The organism is Leclercia sp. GHBNCSD (genome assembly GCF_055805075.1).
Window position 1 is genome coordinate 4,181,040 of record NZ_JBQVYO010000001.1, and the last position, 18,739, is coordinate 4,199,778.

19 protein-coding genes are annotated in these 18,739 nt (G+C 57.3%); 10 read left to right on the plus strand and 9 right to left on the minus strand.

Translation table 11 applies throughout. The features are described from left to right. Window positions 1-18: 18 nt before the first annotated feature. Window positions 19-690, plus strand: a complete 672-nt coding sequence (locus ACT3IC_RS19980) for a DUF3313 domain-containing protein (RefSeq protein WP_103179722.1) — start codon at window positions 19-21, stop codon at window positions 688-690. Window positions 691-725: 35 nt separating this feature from the next. Here the strand turns inward: ACT3IC_RS19980 and ACT3IC_RS19985 are convergent, their stop codons facing one another. Beyond that, a complete protein-coding gene (locus ACT3IC_RS19985) occupies window positions 726-1,622 on the minus strand; it encodes a DMT family transporter (protein WP_156654567.1) in 897 nt (298 codons plus the stop codon). Window positions 1,623-1,807: 185 nt separating this feature from the next. Here ACT3IC_RS19985 and ACT3IC_RS19990 point away from each other — a divergent pair, with 185 nt between their 5' ends. Beyond that, window positions 1,808-2,680 carry an AraC family transcriptional regulator gene (locus tag ACT3IC_RS19990; protein WP_473478773.1) on the plus strand — a complete coding sequence of 291 codons (873 nt, stop codon included), beginning with the start codon at window positions 1,808-1,810 and terminating at the stop codon, window positions 2,678-2,680. Here ACT3IC_RS19990 and ACT3IC_RS19995 read toward each other — a convergent pair. Continuing rightward, on the minus strand, window positions 2,660-3,847 hold the full coding sequence (locus ACT3IC_RS19995) for a benzoate/H(+) symporter BenE family transporter (RefSeq protein ID WP_255410822.1): 1,188 nt from the start codon (window positions 3,845-3,847) through the stop codon (window positions 2,660-2,662). The genes ACT3IC_RS19990 and ACT3IC_RS19995 overlap by 21 nt on opposite strands. A gap of 68 nt (window positions 3,848-3,915) precedes the next feature. Here ACT3IC_RS19995 and ACT3IC_RS20000 point away from each other — a divergent pair, with 68 nt between their 5' ends. Further along, window positions 3,916-4,443 carry a helix-turn-helix domain-containing protein gene (locus ACT3IC_RS20000; protein WP_103179718.1) on the plus strand — a complete coding sequence of 176 codons (528 nt, stop codon included), beginning with the start codon at window positions 3,916-3,918 and terminating at the stop codon, window positions 4,441-4,443. 80 nt (window positions 4,444-4,523) lie between these two features. Further along, on the plus strand, window positions 4,524-6,488 hold the full coding sequence (locus ACT3IC_RS20005) for a peptidase U32 family protein (RefSeq protein WP_473478776.1): 1,965 nt from the start codon (window positions 4,524-4,526) through the stop codon (window positions 6,486-6,488). On the opposite strand, the gene ACT3IC_RS20010 is transcribed toward ACT3IC_RS20005, so the two are convergent. The 7 genes from ACT3IC_RS20010 to ACT3IC_RS20040 form a co-directional block, all read right to left on the minus strand. Continuing rightward, a complete protein-coding gene (locus ACT3IC_RS20010; protein ID WP_103179716.1) occupies window positions 6,489-6,719 on the minus strand; it encodes a DUF2554 family protein in 231 nt (76 codons plus the stop codon). 445 nt (window positions 6,720-7,164) lie between these two features. After that, entirely contained in the window at window positions 7,165-7,293 is a 129-nt protein-coding gene (locus ACT3IC_RS20015; protein ID WP_103822063.1) for a DUF2474 domain-containing protein, read from the minus strand. Further along, entirely contained in the window at window positions 7,293-8,303 is a 1,011-nt protein-coding gene (gene cydB, locus ACT3IC_RS20020) for a cytochrome d ubiquinol oxidase subunit II (protein ID WP_473478779.1), read from the minus strand. The genes ACT3IC_RS20015 and cydB overlap by 1 nt, the downstream gene beginning before the upstream one ends. Next, window positions 8,303-9,709: a cytochrome ubiquinol oxidase subunit I gene (locus ACT3IC_RS20025; RefSeq protein WP_180209956.1), complete on the minus strand. Its 1,407-nt coding sequence runs from the start codon at window positions 9,707-9,709 to the stop codon at window positions 8,303-8,305. Before ACT3IC_RS20025 ends, cydB begins: the two co-directional genes overlap by 1 nt. Before the next feature lie 560 nt (window positions 9,710-10,269). Continuing rightward, the gene (locus ACT3IC_RS20030; RefSeq protein WP_473478781.1) at window positions 10,270-10,749 is read right to left on the minus strand and encodes a DUF2778 domain-containing protein; all 480 of its coding nucleotides are present in this window, start codon (window positions 10,747-10,749) and stop codon (window positions 10,270-10,272) included. Then, on the minus strand, window positions 10,746-11,228 hold the full coding sequence (locus ACT3IC_RS20035; protein ID WP_312348621.1) for an Hcp family type VI secretion system effector: 483 nt from the start codon (window positions 11,226-11,228) through the stop codon (window positions 10,746-10,748). The genes ACT3IC_RS20030 and ACT3IC_RS20035 overlap by 4 nt, the downstream gene beginning before the upstream one ends. Before the next feature lie 182 nt (window positions 11,229-11,410). Next, entirely contained in the window at window positions 11,411-12,439 is a 1,029-nt protein-coding gene (locus tag ACT3IC_RS20040; RefSeq protein ID WP_473478784.1) for an LLM class flavin-dependent oxidoreductase, read from the minus strand. Window positions 12,440-12,798: 359 nt separating this feature from the next. Between ACT3IC_RS20040 and ymcF the strand changes: the two genes are divergently transcribed. The 6 genes from ymcF to ACT3IC_RS20070 all read left to right on the plus strand — a co-directional run bounded on the left by ymcF (window position 12,799) and on the right by ACT3IC_RS20070 (window position 18,727). Continuing rightward, on the plus strand, window positions 12,799-12,987 hold the full coding sequence (ymcF, locus tag ACT3IC_RS20045; RefSeq protein WP_039028652.1) for a cold shock small protein YmcF: 189 nt from the start codon (window positions 12,799-12,801) through the stop codon (window positions 12,985-12,987). 112 nt (window positions 12,988-13,099) lie between these two features. Beyond that, window positions 13,100-14,518 (plus strand): aminotransferase-like domain-containing protein, encoded by a 1,419-nt coding sequence (locus ACT3IC_RS20050; protein ID WP_103179711.1) that lies wholly within the window; start codon window positions 13,100-13,102, stop codon window positions 14,516-14,518. Between the two features lie 291 nt (window positions 14,519-14,809). Then, window positions 14,810-15,955 carry a putative ABC transporter substrate-binding protein YdcS gene (ydcS, locus tag ACT3IC_RS20055; protein WP_103179710.1) on the plus strand — a complete coding sequence of 382 codons (1,146 nt, stop codon included), beginning with the start codon at window positions 14,810-14,812 and terminating at the stop codon, window positions 15,953-15,955. A gap of 16 nt (window positions 15,956-15,971) precedes the next feature. Beyond that, complete coding sequence (locus ACT3IC_RS20060) at window positions 15,972-16,985, plus strand: ABC transporter ATP-binding protein (protein WP_156654559.1); 1,014 nt, start codon at window positions 15,972-15,974, stop codon at window positions 16,983-16,985. A gap of 1 nt (window position 16,986) precedes the next feature. Further along, window positions 16,987-17,931, plus strand: a complete 945-nt coding sequence (locus ACT3IC_RS20065) for an ABC transporter permease (RefSeq protein ID WP_263950777.1) — start codon at window positions 16,987-16,989, stop codon at window positions 17,929-17,931. Further along, window positions 17,921-18,727, plus strand: coding sequence for an ABC transporter permease (locus ACT3IC_RS20070; protein ID WP_103822054.1), 807 nt, complete (start codon window positions 17,921-17,923; stop codon window positions 18,725-18,727). The genes ACT3IC_RS20065 and ACT3IC_RS20070 overlap by 11 nt, the downstream gene beginning before the upstream one ends. The last annotated feature ends 12 nt before the right edge of the window (window positions 18,728-18,739 follow it).

An 18,739-nucleotide genomic window follows, 5' to 3' on the forward strand; every position in this document is an offset into this window, starting at 1 on the left:
CACAGGGATACACCCATTATGCGTACTACTACTTTATTTAAAGTTGCCGCGCTCTCCGGCCTGTTGCTTCTCGCTGGCTGTGCGTCAAAAGTGGCGGAGCCTGATCAATATTCAGGTTTTTTAAAAGACTACTCAGGGCTTAAAGAAACAACTTCCGCATCGGGCAAACCAACGCTGCGCTGGGTCGATCCGTCTTATGACGAATCGAAATATGACAGCATTATCTGGAACAATATTACCTACTATCCGGAGCCAAGACCGACCACCCAAATCGGTAAGCGCACTCTGGATGAATTGTTAGCTTATACCAACACCAAAATGAAGACCGCTATCGGCCAGCGCAAACCTGTTGTTGCGTCGCCTGGTAAGCACAGCCTGATTTTCCGCGGTGCCATCACGGGCGTCAGCTCGCAGAAAGAAGGTCTGCAGTTCTATGAAGTGGTTCCTGTTGCGCTGGTCGTGGCGGGTACGCAGATGGCAACCGGCCACCGAACCATGGATACCCATCTCTACTTTGAAGGCGAGCTGATTGACGCCCAGACCAACAAGCCGGTGATTAAAGTGGTGCGTAAAGGGGAAGGTAAAGAGCTGAGCAACGAAAGTACGCCAATGACCTTCGCAACCCTGAAGCAGGTTGTGGATGACATGGCGACCGATGCCACCATGTTTGATGTGCATAAAACCCAATAATATCAGGCCGGCCTGCCGCGTGCAGGCCGGTTTTGTTACGCCGTTCGTAGCCGTCGGAACCAGCTCTCCGGGCGGGCAAACATCACCAGATTCCCCGTTAAGATCAGCAGCAGCCCCGCAATCCCGTTGCTGTGCCAGACATAGCCTTCATACACCGTAGAAAATGAGAGCGCCACCAGCGGAAACAGCAGGGTGCTGTAAGCCGCCTTGCCTGCGCCAATTCTTCCTGCCAGCGTGAAGTAGGCGCCAAAGGCAATCACCGAGCCAAAGAGCGCCAGATAGAGCAGCGCACCCATGTAGCTTACCGACCAGACCGGCGTAAAGTCATCCCCGCGGATCAGCGCAATCGCCCCCATCACCAGCGTACCGTACAGCATCGCCCAGGCGTTGGTGGTCATGGTCTCCAGACCGTTGCGCTGGTGGCGCAGGCTGATCATATTGCCCAGCGAAAAACCGTAGGTGCCCAGCGCCGAGAGGGCAATGCCAAACAGCAGACCGGCACTCCAGCCGCTGGCCAGCAGGTCGTTCCAGAAGAGTGTTATGATGCCGAGCAGCCCCAGCGCCGCCGCCAGATAAAAACGCGCGGGCGGACGCTGACCAAAAAAGAGAAAACTGTTCAGGGCGTTATAGAGCACCGCCATGGAGAAAATCACCGACTCCAGCCCGGTATTGATATACGCCGCCGCGGTGTAAAAACACCAGAAATTAAAGCAAAAGACGCAGCATCCTTGCAGGCCGCAAAACAGATGGTCGCGCAAGGCCAGCGGACGCAGGCGGCGCAGAATCAGCAGCACCGCCATGATGGTGGCGGTGGCGACGGCAAAGCGCCAGAAAATAGAGACCGGCGCGGGGACCGGCCCTTGTTGTAGATAGATGGCAATCCAGGTGGTTCCCCAGATAATGACGACCAGAGCGTACAAAAATGCGTTCATCCTATTTCTCTTTTCAGCAAAGTCTGGGGTCAGTATGGCGGCAGGGAAACGGGTCTTCTTTCACAGGCTTGCGGTGGACTTGCATAATCTTGCGCTTTTTTCCTGACCCGCGCGGAAGAGGACTGGCACTGAGGCGAAGAACTTTTTAGACTTGTTAACTCTTATTAACAACCGGGTGAGTGGTTATGGCTGAGACCTACGGTGCCTTTGAAAATCTGCGCAAACATAAAGCGGTATTGCACAATGCCGTGGCGCTGAATTCAGGGATCCAGCTGGCGGCCTGGTCGAATAAGCGCGACACCATCACCCAGTATTGCGATCACCATACGCTCAGTCTCTATATCGCCGACGGCTACGAGAGCTATCACAAAACCACCGCCGGCTGGAAAAATGGCGGCGGTCCGGACCGTTTCTGCCTGATGCCCAAAGAGAGCGAGTCCACCTGGGATATTCGCGACGATCTGTCGTTTGTGCATCTCTACTGTACCGATGACCACCTGCGTAACGTCGGGGAGCAGGTGTGGGACAAAAGCCCCTACAGCTTTACCCTTGACGAAAATCTGTTTGGTGACGATGCCAGCATCACCGCCCTGTATCGCCATTTTATCCTTGGCTGCGACTGGCAGCAGTCTGCTAACCAGCTCACGCTGAGTACCGCCTCCACGCTGCTCCTGACCCATCTGGTGCAGCATTACAGTAACGTGCAGTGGGCGTTGCCAACGGTCACGGGCGGCCTGTCGCCGTTCGTCCTGCGTAATGTGCTGGCCTTTATCGAAGAGAATCTGGCCCAGCCGCTGACCCTGGCGGATCTGGCCGCCCAGGCCAGCTTAAGCGAGTTTCATTTTGCCCGCATGTTCCGTCAGTCGATGCAGATGGCGCCACACCAGTATGTGATGCAGCGGCGGATGGAGAAGGCCAAAACCCTGGTGCGAACCACCCGCCAGCCGCTCACCGACATTGCGCTAGCCTGCGGATTCAGCTCCGCCAGCCATTTCAGCAACCGCTTTCGCGCCGCAACCGGGCTTACGCCGTCCCAGCTACGAGCGGCGAGTACGTAGCAGCAGGGCGTAGCAGACGCCGCCCGCCACCAGCCCCCAGAACGCCGAGCCTATCCCCGCAAGGGTTGCGCCGCTGGCGGTCAGCAGAAAGGTCACGATGGCGGCATCGCGCTCGGCCTCATTATGCAGCGCCTGATGCAGACTGCCGCTGATGGTGCCCAGCAGCGCCAGACCTGCCAGCGTCTGGATCCAGCTTAGCGGCAGAGCCGCCATCAGTCCGCTAATTGAGCCGCCAAAAATGCCGGCCAGCAGGTAAAAGACTCCCGCCGCAGCCGCAGCCAGCCAGCGTTTACCGGCATCCGGGTGCGCATCCGGGCTCTGACAGATGGCGGCGGTGATCGCCGCAATGCAAATGGAGTAGACGCCAAACGGCGACAGCAGCAGCGCCAGCCCGCCGGTGACAATGATGAGCGGCGAGACGGCCACCGGATAGCCGGAGGCTTTCATCGTGGCGAACCCCGGCGCATTCTGTGACGCCATGGTGACTAAAAAGAAGGGCAGGCCGATGCTGATAAGCGTGGTGAGATTGAAGGTGGGGGCGATAAATTGCGGCATCACCAGCGCGAAAGTGAGTCTGTCCGTGACAACGTCACCTTTCAGCGCCGCGACTAATCCACCCACCAGCAGGGTGGCGACGATGGCATAGCGTGGGGCAAAGGCTTTGGTCAGCAGCCAGGCCAGCAGCATACTGCCACATAACAGCAGATGCCCCTCCAGATTGCTGAAGGCCTGTAACCCGAAGCGCAGCAGCACCCCGGCAAGCATCGCCGCCGCCAGTGAATGGGGGATGATCTTCATCAGTCGGGCAAACAGGCCGCTGACGCCACAGATAACGATCAGGGCATTGGCAAAAATAAAGATGCCGATGGTTTCTGAAAGCGTGACTCCTTGCAGGCTGGTCGCCAGCAGGGCGGCACCCGGTGTCGACCAGGCGGTGAGCACAGGAGCTTTATACCACCACGACAGCCCCAGCGTGCTGATCCCCATCCCCAGACCCAGGGCGGTCATCCAGCCTGCAATCTGCGGGGCCGTTGCGCCTGCCGCTGCCGCAGCTTGCCAGATAATAGCGGCAGAGCTGGCGTAGCCCACCAGTACGGCAACGAAACCGGATAAGAGGGTGGGAAAGGTGAGCGAGGATGCGCGCATGAGAACTCCGTTGTGCGTTATAACAGCCGTGAATGTAGCACTGTGCGTTATAGCATGCAAGTGGTACACTCGCGGCAAGAGGAGGGGCTATGGACATTACGCAACATCTTGCAATTACGCTGAAAACGCTGCGCCAGGCGCGCGGCTGGAGCCTGTCGAAGCTGGCTGAAGAGACCGGGGTGTCAAAAGCAATGCTCGGCCAGGTCGAGCGGAACGAATCCAGCCCGACGGTCTCGACGCTGTGGAAAATCGCTACCGGACTCAACGTGCCGTTCTCCACCTTTATCACCCCCGAAGCGGAAAACCCGCCGGTATTCGATCCCCAGCAGCAGGCGATGGTGGTGAAACCGCTCTTTCCCTGGGATGAGGCGCTGAAATACGATCATTTCTCGATTACCCTCGCGCCGGGCGCCCTCAGTGAATCCACCCCGCACGAGGCCGGGGTAATTGAGCATGTGGTAGTAATAAGCGGTGAGCTGGAGATGCAGATCGACGGCGTCTGGCAGACGCTTTTACCTGATACCGGCCTGCGTTTTGCCGGAGATAAACCGCACGCCTACCGCAACAGCAGCGGCCAGACGGTGCACTTTCACTCACTCATCCATTATCCCCGATAAAGACACGCAAAACTGTTTCACTGGCCCATACTTCTGACTACAATAGCCGCCATTTTGACCATAACGGATAACGACGAAGTATGCGCCTGCCATCCCATCATCTTGAACTTTTAAGCCCGGCTCGTGACGCCGCCATTGCCCGTGAAGCGATCCTTCACGGTGCCGATGCGGTCTATATCGGCGGCCCTGGTTTTGGCGCCCGCCATAATGCCAGCAACAGCCTGCGCGATATCGCCGACCTGGTGCCGTTCGCCCACCGTTTTGGGGCGAAAGTGTTCGTGACCCTGAACACCATTCTTCATGATGATGAACTGGAACCGGCGCAGCGTCTGATTACCGATCTGTATCAGACCGGCGTTGATGCGCTGATCGTCCAGGATATGGGTGTCCTTGAGATGGATATCCCGCCGATCGAGCTGCACGCCAGTACCCAGTGCGATATCCGCACCGTGGAAAAGGCGAAGTTCCTCTCGGATGCCGGTTTCACCCAGATCGTGCTGGCCCGTGAACTGAACCTCAACCAGATCCGCGATATCCACCAGGCGACCGACGCCACCATCGAGTTCTTTATCCACGGCGCGCTGTGCGTGGCCTACTCCGGGCAGTGCAACATCTCCCACGCCCAGACCGGGCGCAGCGCCAACCGCGGCGACTGCTCCCAGGCGTGTCGTCTCCCCTATACCCTGAAAGACGATCAGGGCCGGGTGGTGGCTTTTGAAAAACACCTTCTGTCGATGAAAGACAACGACCAGACCGCTAACCTGGGCGCGCTGATCGACGCGGGCGTGCGCTCCTTCAAGATTGAAGGGCGTTACAAGGACATGAGCTATGTGAAGAACATCACCGCCCATTACCGCCAGATGCTCGATGCCATTATTGAAGCTCGCGGCGATCTGGCCCGCAGCTCCGCCGGACGTACCGAGCACTTCTTTATTCCGTCTACCGACAAGACCTTCCATCGCGGCAGTACCGACTACTTTGTGAATGCGCGCAAAGGAGATATCGGCGCGTTCGACTCGCCGAAGTTTATCGGCCTGCCGGTGGGTGAAGTGCTTAAAGTCTCCAAAGAGCATCTGGATGTGGAAGTGACCGAACCGCTGGCGAATGGCGATGGCCTGAACGTGATGATCAAACGTGAAGTGGTCGGCTTCCGCGCCAACACGGTGGAGAAAACCGGTGAAAATCGCTACCGCGTCTGGCCAAACGAAATGCCTGCCGACCTGCATAAAGTGCGTCCGCATACCCCCCTGAACCGTAACCTGGACCATAACTGGCAGCAGGCGCTGCTGAAAACCTCCAGCGAGCGCCGCGTTGCGGTGGACATCGAGCTGGGCGGCTGGGAAGAGCAGCTGATCCTGACCATGACCAGCGAAGACGGTACCAGCGTCACCCATACCCTGGACGGGCAGTTTGAGGTGGCGAACAACGCCGAAAAAGCGCTGAACAACCTGAAGGATGGCGTCGCTAAGCTGGGTCAGACTATCTATTACGCCCGGGATATTCAGGTCAACCTGCCTGGCGCGCTCTTTGTGCCGAACAGCCTGTTGAACCAGTTCCGTCGTGAAACGGCCGAGATGCTGGACGCCGCGCGCCTGGCCAACTACCCGCGTGGCAGCCGCAAAGCGGTCTCTGTACCGCCGCCGGTCTACCCGGAAACGCATCTCTCATTCCTGGCGAACGTCTACAACCACAAGGCGCGGGCATTCTATCAGCGCTATGGCGTGGAACTCATTGATGCTGCGTATGAAGCCCACGAAGAGAAGGGCGACGTACCGGTGATGATCACCAAGCACTGCCTGCGCTTCGCCTTCAACCTCTGTCCAAAACAGGCCAAAGGCAATATCAAGAGCTGGAAGGCGACGCCGATGCAGCTGGTGAATGGTGATGAGGTGTTAACCCTGAAATTTGACTGCCGTCCATGCGAGATGCACGTCATCGGCAAGATGAAAAATCACATCCTTAAAATGCCTCAGCCGGGCAGCGTGGTGGCTTCCGTCAGCCCTGACGATCTGCTCAAAACGCTGCCGAAGCGTAAAGGCGCGTAATTAACGAAAATGTGTATCCGGTTTGCGCGACTTCTGCCAGTGGTGATGTTCGCGCAAGCCGTCTGCCGACTCTTCTGCCACCACCCGTAACTCATCGCTATCCGCCTCGTGGCGCAGCTGCTGCTCGACGTTCTTCACCCAAAAAAATTCATGTCCTTTATGGTTGGCCATCAGTTGGCCGGAGAAAAGGGCGCAGGTGAGCATTATTGTTGATAACGTTTTTTTAAACATCTTGCCACCGGTTGATTACGTTTACGCAGTATGATGCCGATAGTTTCGTGAGGTTATTATTCGGGTTTTTAAAGGCGGGAAAGGATTTGTTGGGATTTGTAGGGATGGGGAAGGTGGGATATGCGGCGGTTGAGGGAGTTCCGTTCACCTTGCGTTCCTTGCTTCTCTGCAAACCACGTCACCCGTGAACGTGTTAAGGGGGCTATTGCCGCCCCCTTAACAATCCCGGCTCCCGGCAAGAAAATCGCCGCTTCGCGGTGCCCTCAGCTTATTCCCTCCGGCTATCGGGTCGGGGGCGATCCTACATCCCTGTAGGTCGCCCCCTCTCGGCGCATCCATGCGCCTCGCCCCGGCCTGCGGTCAACGCTTCGGCGATTTTCAGCCGGACCAGGGAGCCGCTGTAAATTGAGTGTTATGTAGCGGCCAAATTATCGCTTTAAGTTGGCTAGTGTGACTTAAACCCCGCCGCCGTCATCAGCACACGGAAGAAAAACCCCACCAGCGCCAGCGCCAGCACGCTGCCGCCCCAGATAATCACCATCCACATCAGACGTTTCCAGACAGGTTGATTCATCAATGATAGCCCTCCCCAGGCTGGACTTTTCCGCGAAATACGTAGTAACTCCAGAAAGTGTAGACAAGGATGATCGGGATAATAAACAACGCCCCCACCAGCATAAAGCCCTGGCTCTGTGCAGGCGCAGCGGCCTGCCAGAGGGTGATGGCTGGCGGAATGATATACGGCCAGATGCTGATCCCAAGCCCGCTAAAGCCGAGAAAGATTAACCCAAGAGTCAGCACGAACGGCAGATGGTGGCTATGCGGGTTATCCAGGCAGCGCCACTGCCACAGGCCCAGCAGCGCCACCAGCAGCGGAACCGGCAGCAGGAAGAACAGGTTCGGCAGGCTAAACCAGCGATCGGCAATGGCCGGGTGCGCCAGCGGTGTCCAGAGGCTGATCGCCGCAATGATGACCAGCAGCGCCAGCAGCAGGCGCTTCGATACCTGACGCATCCGGCCCTGAAGCGGGTTTTCACTTTTCATCACCAGCCAGGTGGCGCCCAGCAGGGCGTAGGCCACTACCAACCCCAGGCCGCAAAAGAGGCTGAACGGGGTAAACCAGTCGAACGGCCCCCCGGCAAAAGCGCGGCCGCTGACCGGAAAGCCGTTGATTACCGCGCCCACGACCATCCCCTGGGTAAAGGTGGCGAGCAGTGAACCGCCAATAAACGCCTTATCCCAGAAAGGACGATGTGCGGGCGTCGCCTTAAAGCGGAACTCGAACGCCACCCCGCGGAAAATCAGCCCGATCAGCATTAAGGTGAGCGGAATGGTCAGGGCATCGATGATCACCGCATAAGCCAGCGGAAAGGCGCCAAACAGCGCGGCTCCGCCTAATACCAGCCAGGTTTCGTTCCCGTCCCACACCGGGGCGACGCTGTTGACCATCACGTCCCGGTCGTCCGCGTCCTTGATGGCGGGAAACAGAATACCGATACCGAGATCGAAGCCGTCCATCACGATGTACATCAGGGTGGCAAAGACAATAATCACAAACCAGATCAGGGAGAGGTCGATGCCCATTATGGTGTCTCCTTGTGAGTGAATTCAGCGCTCGCAGCCGAGAGCGGGCGCGCCGGGCGGCCATCGTTTTCGGTCGGGAAGCTCTCTTCTTCCTGCGGCCCTTTTTTAATCAGGCGCACCATGTAGCTGTAGCCGACGCCAAAGACCGAGGTGTAGACCACGATAAAGGCCAGCAGGCTGACGCTCATGTGCAGATCGCCGTGGGCCGATACGGCATCTCTGGTGCGCTGGAGTCCGTAGACCACCCAGGGCTGACGGCCCACTTCGGTGGTCACCCACCCGGCGAGAATCGCAATTAAGCCCGACGGTCCCATCAGCAGGGCAAACCACAGGAAAGGCCGGGAGTAATAGAGCCGCTGCCTGTAGCGCAGCCACAATGCGATCGCGCCCAGGAGCAGCATTAGCAGGCCCAGCCCGACCATAATGCGGAACGACCAGAAGACGATGGTTGAGTTGGGCCGATCCGCTTTCGGGAACTCTTTCAACGCCGGAACCTGCTTATCCAGGCTGTGGGTGAGGATCAGGCTGCCGAGCGCCGGGATCTCAAGGCCATAGCGGGTGCGCTCCTGCTCCATATCCGGCCAGCCAAACAGCAGCAGCGGCGTCGGCTCGCCGGGCGGGTTCTCCCAGTGACCCTCAATAGCGGCAATTTTGGCCGGCTGATGCTTCAGGGTATTGAGGCCATGCATATCCCCGACCAGCGCCTGTAGGGGGGCGACGATCAGCGTCATCCAGAGCGCCATTGAGAACATGCGGCGAATGGCGGGGGTATTGTTCCCGCGCAGCAGATGCCAGGCCGCCGAGGCCGCGACAAACAGCGCGCTGCTGAGAAACGCGGCAATCGACATATGCAGCAGGCGATAGGGGAAAGAGGGGTTAAACACCACCGCCAACCAGTCCACCGGCACCACCTGGCCGTTGACGATCTCATAGCCCTGCGGAGTCTGCATCCAGCTGTTGGAGGCGAGGATCCAGAAGGTGGAGATAATCGTGCCCAGCGCCACCATGCAGGTGGCAAAGAAGTGCAGCCCCGGCCCGACTTTGTTCCAGCCGAAGAGCATCACCCCCAGGAAACCCGCTTCGAGGAAGAAGGCGGTGAGCACTTCATAGGTCAGCAGCGGACCGGTAATGCTGCCCGCAAACTGGGAAAAACCGCTCCAGTTGGTGCCAAACTGGTAGGCCATCACCAGCCCGGAGACGACGCCCATGCCAAAGTTAACGGCGAAAATCTTCGACCAGAAATGGTACAGCGAGCGCCAGACGGGGTTTTTGCTTTTCAGCCACAGCCCCTCCAGCACCGCCAGATAGCTGGCGAGGCCAATGGTGATCGCCGGGAAAATAATGTGGAAGGAGACAGTAAAAGCAAACTGGATCCTCGCAAGTACAAACGCATCTAAACCAAACATGCACAACCTCAAGGTCAATCGGTGTGACTGTTATGGTAAATCAGCGCGAAAATCAGTATCAGAGACAGAAAAGGGGAATTTTTGTATAACAGTTTCAGGAAAACAGGGCGTTATCCGGAAGTGTTAAAGTTAGTTGCCACCACGCCCGGCGGCGCTTCGCTTGCGCGGGCCTACGGGCAGGGACTTTGTAGGCCGGGTAAGGCGTTAGCCGCCACCCGGCATGATGCCCGGCGGCGCTTCGCTTGCACGGGCCTACGGGCAGAGGTTTTGTAGGCCGGGTAAGGCAATAAAGGGGCGTGAGCCCCTTTATTGCTAGTGTGCCTTACGTTTTCGCATACAGTGGGAGATCAGCCAGATTAAAAGCGTGGTCAAAAGCAGCGATAACAGAGACAACGCAAAAATGTAGCGATCGTACCATTCGGCCTCGGTCAAAAAACCAAATTTATCTGTATAAAGGTCATATAGCCAGATATCGGGCATAACGATACAAACTAACGAATAAACCAGACACAGTAGAGCTAACTCCATCAACCATATCATTACAGTAGTACTGGGTTTCATTAATATACCTGTATGGTGCCAAATGCTTTAAGCTCGGCCGTAATGGGTAAAGAACCTGCGCTTAACAATGCGTGATGGAGGATTTGATAGTGGGAATGATTTGGCAATGTTATGCATCCTTCGCTAATCCCAGAACTGCCTGCGGGATGCAGGCGAAAAGCTCCGCGCTCTACGTTGTCTATAAAAGTTGAATCATCGATAGCCCCGTCGTCCCGGTATAATGCAAACCAAAAGTCCCGGTTTGAACCGCTCTCGAGTTCTTTAAGCATATCGTGCCAGCGGGAGCGAAGCCCTCCACGGGAACGCGTAACAATGAAATATTTTCCAGGCGGCAATGGCCCTTTTTTTTTCATAGCAATAGACTCTGGATTATTTCGGTTGGCACCGGCGTGTCCAGAATAAGCCGGAAAGAAACCAACGCCAGGACAACTTAGAGTAGACATCTGCCCACCATTTAAATGAAATGTACAACGAATCATCTCTCATCCCACGCATCAGAAAAAATAATATTCCCATCGCAATGTTTCCAGGTGATTTTTTCATAGCGCAGGGAGATTGATTCAAGATGATTATGTTTTTCCGTCGAAGGGTTTTTTATATCATGCATGAGAGGGCAAACAGACACGACTTTGACCCCTTCAAGAAACATATTAAAGTACTCTTCTTCCTGCCCGGCATGATTGATCCGGTACCATTTAAACTCGGCGGATTTTAGCGTTTGCCCTCTGGCAACAGCTTTATAAAGATAAGGACTGGAAGAGTCGAACTCTTTCTCAAACACAAGTGCGCTATGGACGCGTGTACCGGTTATCTTTCCAGTATTACTATCCGTAGGTAAATGCAGACCGTGACCAAATCCGAGTATTTCTATACTGCCTTCACGATCGCGGATATCCACAGACCCGCAGATATCCGCTCCTCCGTCGTCCTTTAACCACAAATACGCAGGAATTGCCATCTCAAACTCCTTTTGTCAGCCAGCTTAAAAACAGCCATTACTTAACATCGGATGTTTAATAAAGACCAGGCATATCGTGCCATAGTCATGGCAAATATATTTTGCAGTTATACAAATTAAATCAATTTAAAGGTGTGAGTAAACGTCCCGTGTATTATCTATTTCACGGGACCTCTATTATTTTACGCGTCCCGCCACCCCATCGCCGGTGCTACATGCTTCAGGATCGACTCGATCACATGCACGTTGTACTCCACGCCCAACTGGTTCGGCACCGTCAGTAACAGTGTATCCGCCTCGGCAATCGCTTCGTCATGCTTCAACTGGGCAATCAGCTTGTCTGGCTCGGCGGCATAGCTGCGCCCGAAGATGGCGCGGGTTTTCTCATCCAGATAGCCCACGCTGTCGCTTTCGTTACGGCTGGAGCCGAAGTACATCCGGTCGCGATCGTCCATCAGGGCGAAAATGCTGCGGCTGACCGAGACGCGCGGGGTGCGGGTATGTCCCGCTTCGGCCCAGGCGGCACGGTAGGCGCGGATCTGTTTTGCCTGCTGAATATGGAACGGCTCGCCGGTTTCGTCATCTTTCAGGGTAGAGCTTTGCAGGTTCATCCCGAGCTTCGCGGCCCACACGGCGGTGGCGTTAGAGCCTGCGCCCCACCAGATCCGTTCCCGCAGACCTTCGGCGTGCGGCTCCAGGCGCAGCAGGCCCGGCGGATTAGGGAACATCGGCTGTGGGTTGGGTTTAGCAAACCCTTCGCCACGCAGCACGTCCAGCAGCACTTCGGTGTGATGGCGCGCCATGTCCGACTCGTTTTCGCCCTCCGCGGGCACATAGCCAAAGTAGCGCCAGCCATCGATCACCTGTTCCGGCGAGCCGCGGCTGATCCCCAGCTGTAAGCGTCCGCCAGAGATCAAATCGGCTGAGCCCGCATCTTCCGCCATATAGAGCGGGTTTTCATAGCGCATATCGATTACGCCGGTGCCGATCTCAATCCGGCTGGTTTTTGCGCCAATGGCAGCCAGCAGCGGGAAAGGGGAGGCGAGCTGGCGGGCAAAATGGTGCACCCGGAAATAAGCGCCATCCGCGCCCAGCTCTTCGGCGGCGACCGCCAGATCGATAGACTGCAGCAGCGCGTCAGCGGCGCTGCGGGTGCCGGACTGCGGTGAGGGCGTCCAGTGACCAAATGATAAAAAACCGATCTTTTTCATTCCGGGGATTCCTGATTTCTGAGAAACAACATAACCCTTACTTTACGGATTACCCGATGAGAAGAAATGGCGTTTATTTCACAGATGAGGTCAAAAAATTTGAATGAATTCAGCGGCTCTGCTTGTTTTATGGAAGGATAGTGTAAATACCGCTTGCATCCTTCCATCATTAATGCGTTAATGCTCTTTCGGTTTGAAATCCAAAAATATCTGAAGCAGTTCCTAAAGCAATCTCATCACGTTGTGCCTCTCCACAGTCGCTCCTGGGTTTTATCTTTACGCTCTGATTAGTTTTGTCTCAGACCCTTATTGCCTTTAAGGCCCATTAGTTTTTACGTGTATACGTACAGGAGATTTACATGAGTTCTACTATCCATTTTCGTTGCCCATGCTGTCATGGTTCGCAGTTCCGTACTTCCATTTTCGACGTGTCTGAAAAAAATCCACACGGTGCGAAGTGCATTTTCTGCAAATCTTCCATGATCACCCTCGACCATTTAGCGGCCTCCCGTCATGCCCGCCAGGTCCCGTTTGAGCTGCGCAAGTAATTCAGTCAGGCGCCGTCACGCCTGCTGACATTCCTCTCTCACCTATAACAGTTTATTAATTCTGCCTTTTTTCTCCTGCTGATATACTATGTAACGCAGCAAGGAGAACCCGATGAAAAAATACCAGCGCCTGGCGCAGCAAATCATTTCGCAGATCGACCTGGGCGTCTGGCAGCCCGGCGATAAGCTGCCCTCCCTGCGTGAGCAGGTGACCAGCAGCGGGCTGAGCTTTATGACCGTCGGCCATGCGTACCAGATGCTGGAGAGCCAGGGGCATATTGTGGCGCGCCCGCAGTCGGGGTATTACGTCGCCGCCCGTCCCAGCGGAGAGCAGCCGATGCCGCCCGCGCAGGTGATGCGCGACGAGTCGGTGGATATCAATACCTATATCTTCGATGTGCTGCAGGCCAGCCGCGATCCCGCGGTGGTGCCCTTTGCCTCGGCCTTTCCCGACCCGCGTCTCTTTCCCTTACAGCAGCTGAACCGTTCCCTGGCAAACGTCAGCAAAACCGCCACCGCCATGAGCGTGATCGAGAACCTGCCGCCGGGCAACGTCGATCTGCGCCACGCCATCGCCCGCCGCTATGCCCAACAGGGGATGAACATCTCCCCGGATGAAATTGTGATTACCGCGGGTGCGCTGGAAGCCCTGAACCTCAGCCTGCAGGCGGTCACCGAGCCGGGCGACTGGGTGATTGTGGAGAATCCCTGCTTCTATGGCGCGCTGCAGGCGCTGGAGAGGCTGAAGCTGAAGGCGCTGTCGGTGGCGACCGACGTGCGCGACGGTATCGATCTCAACGCCCTGGCGCAGGCGCTGAACGACTACCCGGTAAAAGCCTGCTGGCTGATGACCAACGCGCAGAACCCGCTGGGCTTTACCCTCAGCGCCGACAAAAAAGCGCAGCTTGTCGCATTACTCGCCCGGCACAACGTCACCCTGATTGAAGATGATGTTTACAGCGAGCTCTATTATGGCCGCGAAAAGCCGCTCCCGGCGAAAGCCTGGGATCGCAGCGACATGACCCTGCACTGCTCCTCCTTCTCCAAATGTCTGGTGGCCGGGTTCCGCATTGGCTGGGTCGCCGCCGGGAAACATGCCCGCCGCATCCAGCAGCTTCAACTGATGAGCACCTTGTCCACCAGTTCGCCCATGCAGCTGGCGCTGGTGGATTATCTCGCCACCAAACGTTACGACGCTCATCTCAGGCGCCTGCGCCGCACCCTGGCTGAGCGCAAGCAGCAGGCGTGGCAGGCGCTGCTGCGCCATCTGCCCAATGAGGTGAAAATTCACCACAGCGACAGCGGCTATTTTTTATGGCTGGAGCTGCCCGCGCCGCTGGACGCCGGTGAGCTCAGCGCCCGGGCGCTGAAGCACCACATCAGCATTGCGCCAGGCAAAATGTTCTCCACCTCCGATACCTGGACGCCATTTTTCCGCTTTAATACCTCGTGGGCCTGGGGAGAGCGGGAGGAGCAGGCGGTGAACCAGTTAGGGCAAATAATTAGCGGGATGTTAAAAACGCAAAAATAAGTTTTTCTCGCTATTGATCGTAGCCGCTAAATAATCATTTCTTATCCCCTTAATCACGCCGCAATTAATTTGCGGCGTTTTTTATTATCGCTCATAGGAAATATGCATAACCTCTTCGCCTGCTAACCCCTTGTCTATAATCCAGTTACCGGGGAATGCGCCCCCGGTCACAACCTGGCGAAATTTCTCAGGCCTGCCGGGTGCGCTGCAATGGCGCGGTCTACGTTTAATTAAGGAGATATTCTACCGGCACGGCTGCCTTCTGATTTCATTACGACAGGAGTAATACGTATGAGCAAAACATTTGCCCGTAGCAGCCTGTGCGCGCTCGGCATGACTATTTTGACTGCGCAAGCGGCAGAGCCGCCAAAAGAGATCGGCAATGGCGAAGGTCGTCTGGATATCATTGCCTGGCCGGGCTATATCGAACGGGGCGAGACCGATAAAAACTACGACTGGGTCACCCAGTTTGAAAAAGAGACCGGCTGTAAAGTTAACGTCAAAACCGCCGCGACATCCGATGAGATGGTGAGCCTGATGGCGAAGGGCGGATACGATCTGGTGACCGCCTCCGGCGACGCCTCTCTGCGCCTGATCATGGGCAAACGCGTTCAGCCCATCAACCCGGACCTGATCCCCAACTGGAAAACCCTCGACCCCAGGATCGTCAAAGGGGAGTGGTTCAACGTTAACGGCAAGGCCTACGGCACGCCCTATCAGTGGGGGCCAAACCTGCTGATGTACAACACCAAAACCTTCCCGACCCCGCCTGATACGTGGGGCGTGGTGTTTAAAGAACAGACCCTGCCGGACGGCAAATCCAACAAAGGGCGCGTGCAGGCCTACGATGGGCCGATCTACATTGCCGATGCGGCGCTCTATGTCAAAGCCACCCAGCCAGATCTGGGCATCACCGATCCCTACCAGTTGACGGAAGCGCAGTACACGGCGGTGTTAAACGTGCTGAAAGATCAGCATGCACTCGTGCACCGCTACTGGCACGACACGACGGTGCAGATGAGTGACTTCAAAAACGAAGGGGTGGTGGCTTCCAGCGCCTGGCCCTATCAGGCCAACGCCCTCAAAGGCGAGAATCAGCCGATAGGCACCGTCTTCCCGAAAGAGGGGGTGACAGGGTGGGCGGATACCACGATGCTGCACGCCGATGCCAAACACCCGATGTGCGCCTATAAGTGGATGAACTGGTCCCTGACGCCAAAAGTGCAGGGCGATCTGGCGGGATGGTTCGGTTCCCTGCCAGTGGTGGCAGAAGGCTGTAAAGCCAGCACTCTGCTCGGCGATAAAGGCTGTGAAACCAACGGCTACACCTATTTCGACAAGATCCTGTTCTGGAAAACCCCTGTCGCCAACGGTGGCAAATTTGTCCCTTACAGCCGCTGGGTTCAGGACTATATCGCCATCATGGGCGGTCGTTAAGCGCAGGGAGCGGAATATGACCTACGCAGTAGAGTTTAACGATGTCTCCCGCCTGTATGGGGATGTGCGTGCGGTGGATGGGGTAACGATCCGGATCCGTGACGGGGAGTTTTTCTCCATGCTGGGGCCTTCGGGCTCCGGCAAAACCACCTGCCTGCGCCTGATTGCCGGTTTCGAACAGCTGAGCGGCGGCGCTATATCTATCTTTGGCAAAGACGCCAGCGAACTCCCTCCCTGGGAGCGCGACGTCAATACCGTCTTTCAGGACTATGCCCTGTTTCCCCATATGACTATCCTCGAGAACGTGGCCTACGGGCTGATGGTGAAGGGGATCAACAAATCTACCCGCCAGGCCCAGGCCCGCGAGGCGCTGGAGAAGGTCGGCCTCAGTTTTGCCGAAGCGCGCAAGCCTTCCCAGCTCTCCGGGGGCCAGCGTCAGCGGGTGGCGATTGCCCGGGCGCTGGTCAATCAGCCCCGTGTTCTGCTGCTGGACGAACCCCTCGGCGCGCTGGATCTCAAGCTGCGGGAGCAGATGCAGTTTGAGCTGAAAAAACTGCAGCAGGAGCTGGGCATCACCTTTATTTTCGTCACTCACGATCAGGGGGAAGCACTGTCGATGTCTGACCGGGTGGCGGTCTTTAACAACGGGCGAATCGAGCAGGTGGATACCCCGCGGGAGCTCTATCTGCGTCCGCGCACCCCGTTCGTCGCCAGCTTCGTTGGCACCTCGAACGTCTTTACCGACGCCACCGCCCGGCGCGTCTGCGGCATGGCCGGTAGCTACTCCCTGCGTCCGGAGCATATTCGTCTGGACGGGCAGGGTGAAATTCAGGTGCTGGGCCAGGTGCAGGCGGTGCAGTTTCAGGGGGCGGCGACCCGTTACGAGCTGCGGCTTGCCGAGGGGGAGAAACTGCTGGTGAGCCAGGCCAACCTGACCGGCTCCGCGCTGGCCCCGGGGGTTGAGGCCGGGCAGCAGGTGACCGCCTCGTGGGCGCGCGACGCTATGGTGCCGCTGCATGAGGAGAGGTGAAATGGAGATGAGCGTTTCGCCGCCACCGGCTTCGCACGGCCTGTCGGGACGTCTGTCGGCGCTGTTCTGGCGCAGGCCGTCGTTGGGGCTGTTTTTACTCCTGCTCGGGCCGCTGATGTGGTTTGGCATTGTCTATCTCGGGTCGCTGTTCACCCTGCTGTGGCAGGGATTCTACACCTTCGATGACTTCACCATGGCGGTCACGCCGGATCTGACCTTCGCCAACATCCGCGCGCTGTTTAATCCCGCCAACTACGACATCATCCTGCGTACCCTGACGATGGCGATTGCCGTCACCATCGGCAGCGCGATTCTGGCCTTCCCGATGGCCTGGTATATGGCGCGCTACACCCACGGAAAGTGGAAAGCCTTCTTCTATATCGCGGTGATGCTGCCGATGTGGGCCAGCTATATCGTCAAGGCCTACGCCTGGACGCTGCTGCTGGCCAAGGATGGCGTGGCGCAGTGGTTTCTCAGCCATATGGGGCTGGAGCCGCTGCTCACCTCGCTATTGACGGTGCCGGGCGTGGGAGGCAGTACGCTCTCCACCTCCGGGTTGGGGCGCTTTCTGGTATTCGTCTATATCTGGCTGCCGTTTATGATCCTGCCGGTGCAGGCGGCGCTGGAGCGTCTGCCGCCGTCACTGCTGCAAGCCTCAGCCGATCTCGGCGCCCGGCCGCGGCAGACCTTCCGCTATGTCGTGCTGCCCCTGGCGATCCCGGGCATCGCGGCCGGGTCGATCTTCACCTTCTCCCTGACGCTGGGCGACTTCATCGTGCCGCAGCTGGTGGGGCCGCCGGGCTACTTTATCGGCCAGATGGTCTACTCCCAGCAGGGGGCGATTGGCAATATGCCCATGGCGGCGGCCTTCACCCTGGTGCCGATTGTTCTCATTACCCTCTATCTGGCGTTCGTGAAACGTCTGGGAGCGTTTGATGCACTCTGAACGCGCACCGCTGTTTCTGAAAATCGCCACCTGGGGCGGGGTGATCTTCCTCCACTTTCCGCTGCTGATTATTGCCATCTATGCTTTTAATACCGAGGACGCGGCGTTCAGTTTTCCGCCACAGGGGCTGACGCTGAAGTGGTTCAGTGCCGCGGCGACGCGCAGCGACATTATTGAAGCTGTGACGTTGTCACTGAAAATCGCGGCTTTGTCGACGGCCATTGCGCTGGTGCTGGGCACTCTGGCGGCCGCGGCGCTATGGCGGCGGGAGTTCTTTGGCAAGAACGCGGTATCGCTGATGCTGATCCTGCCCATCGCCCTGCCGGGGATCATCACCGGTCTGGCGCTGCTGACGGCGTTCAAGACCATTAATCTGGAGCCTGGTTTCTTCACCATCATCCTCGGTCACGCCACGTTTTGCGTGGTGGTGGTGTTCAATAATGTGATTGCCCGTTTCCGGCGCACCTCCTGGAGCCTGGTTGAAGCCTCGATGGATTTAGGCGCTAACGGCTGGCAAACCTTCCGCTACGTGGTGCTGCCCAATCTGGGGTCGGCGCTGCTGGCGGGGGGTATGCTGGCGTTCGCCCTGTCGTTCGATGAGATTATCGTGACGACCTTTACCGCCGGACATGAGCGCACGTTACCGCTGTGGCTGTTAAACCAGCTTGGGCGTCCGCGCGATGTACCGGTAACAAACGTGGTGGCACTGCTGGTTATGCTGGTGACCGCCATTCCCATTCTGGGGGCCTGGTGGCTGACCCGCGACGGCGAAAACGTAGCCGGAAGCGGGAAATAACCTTGACTGAAA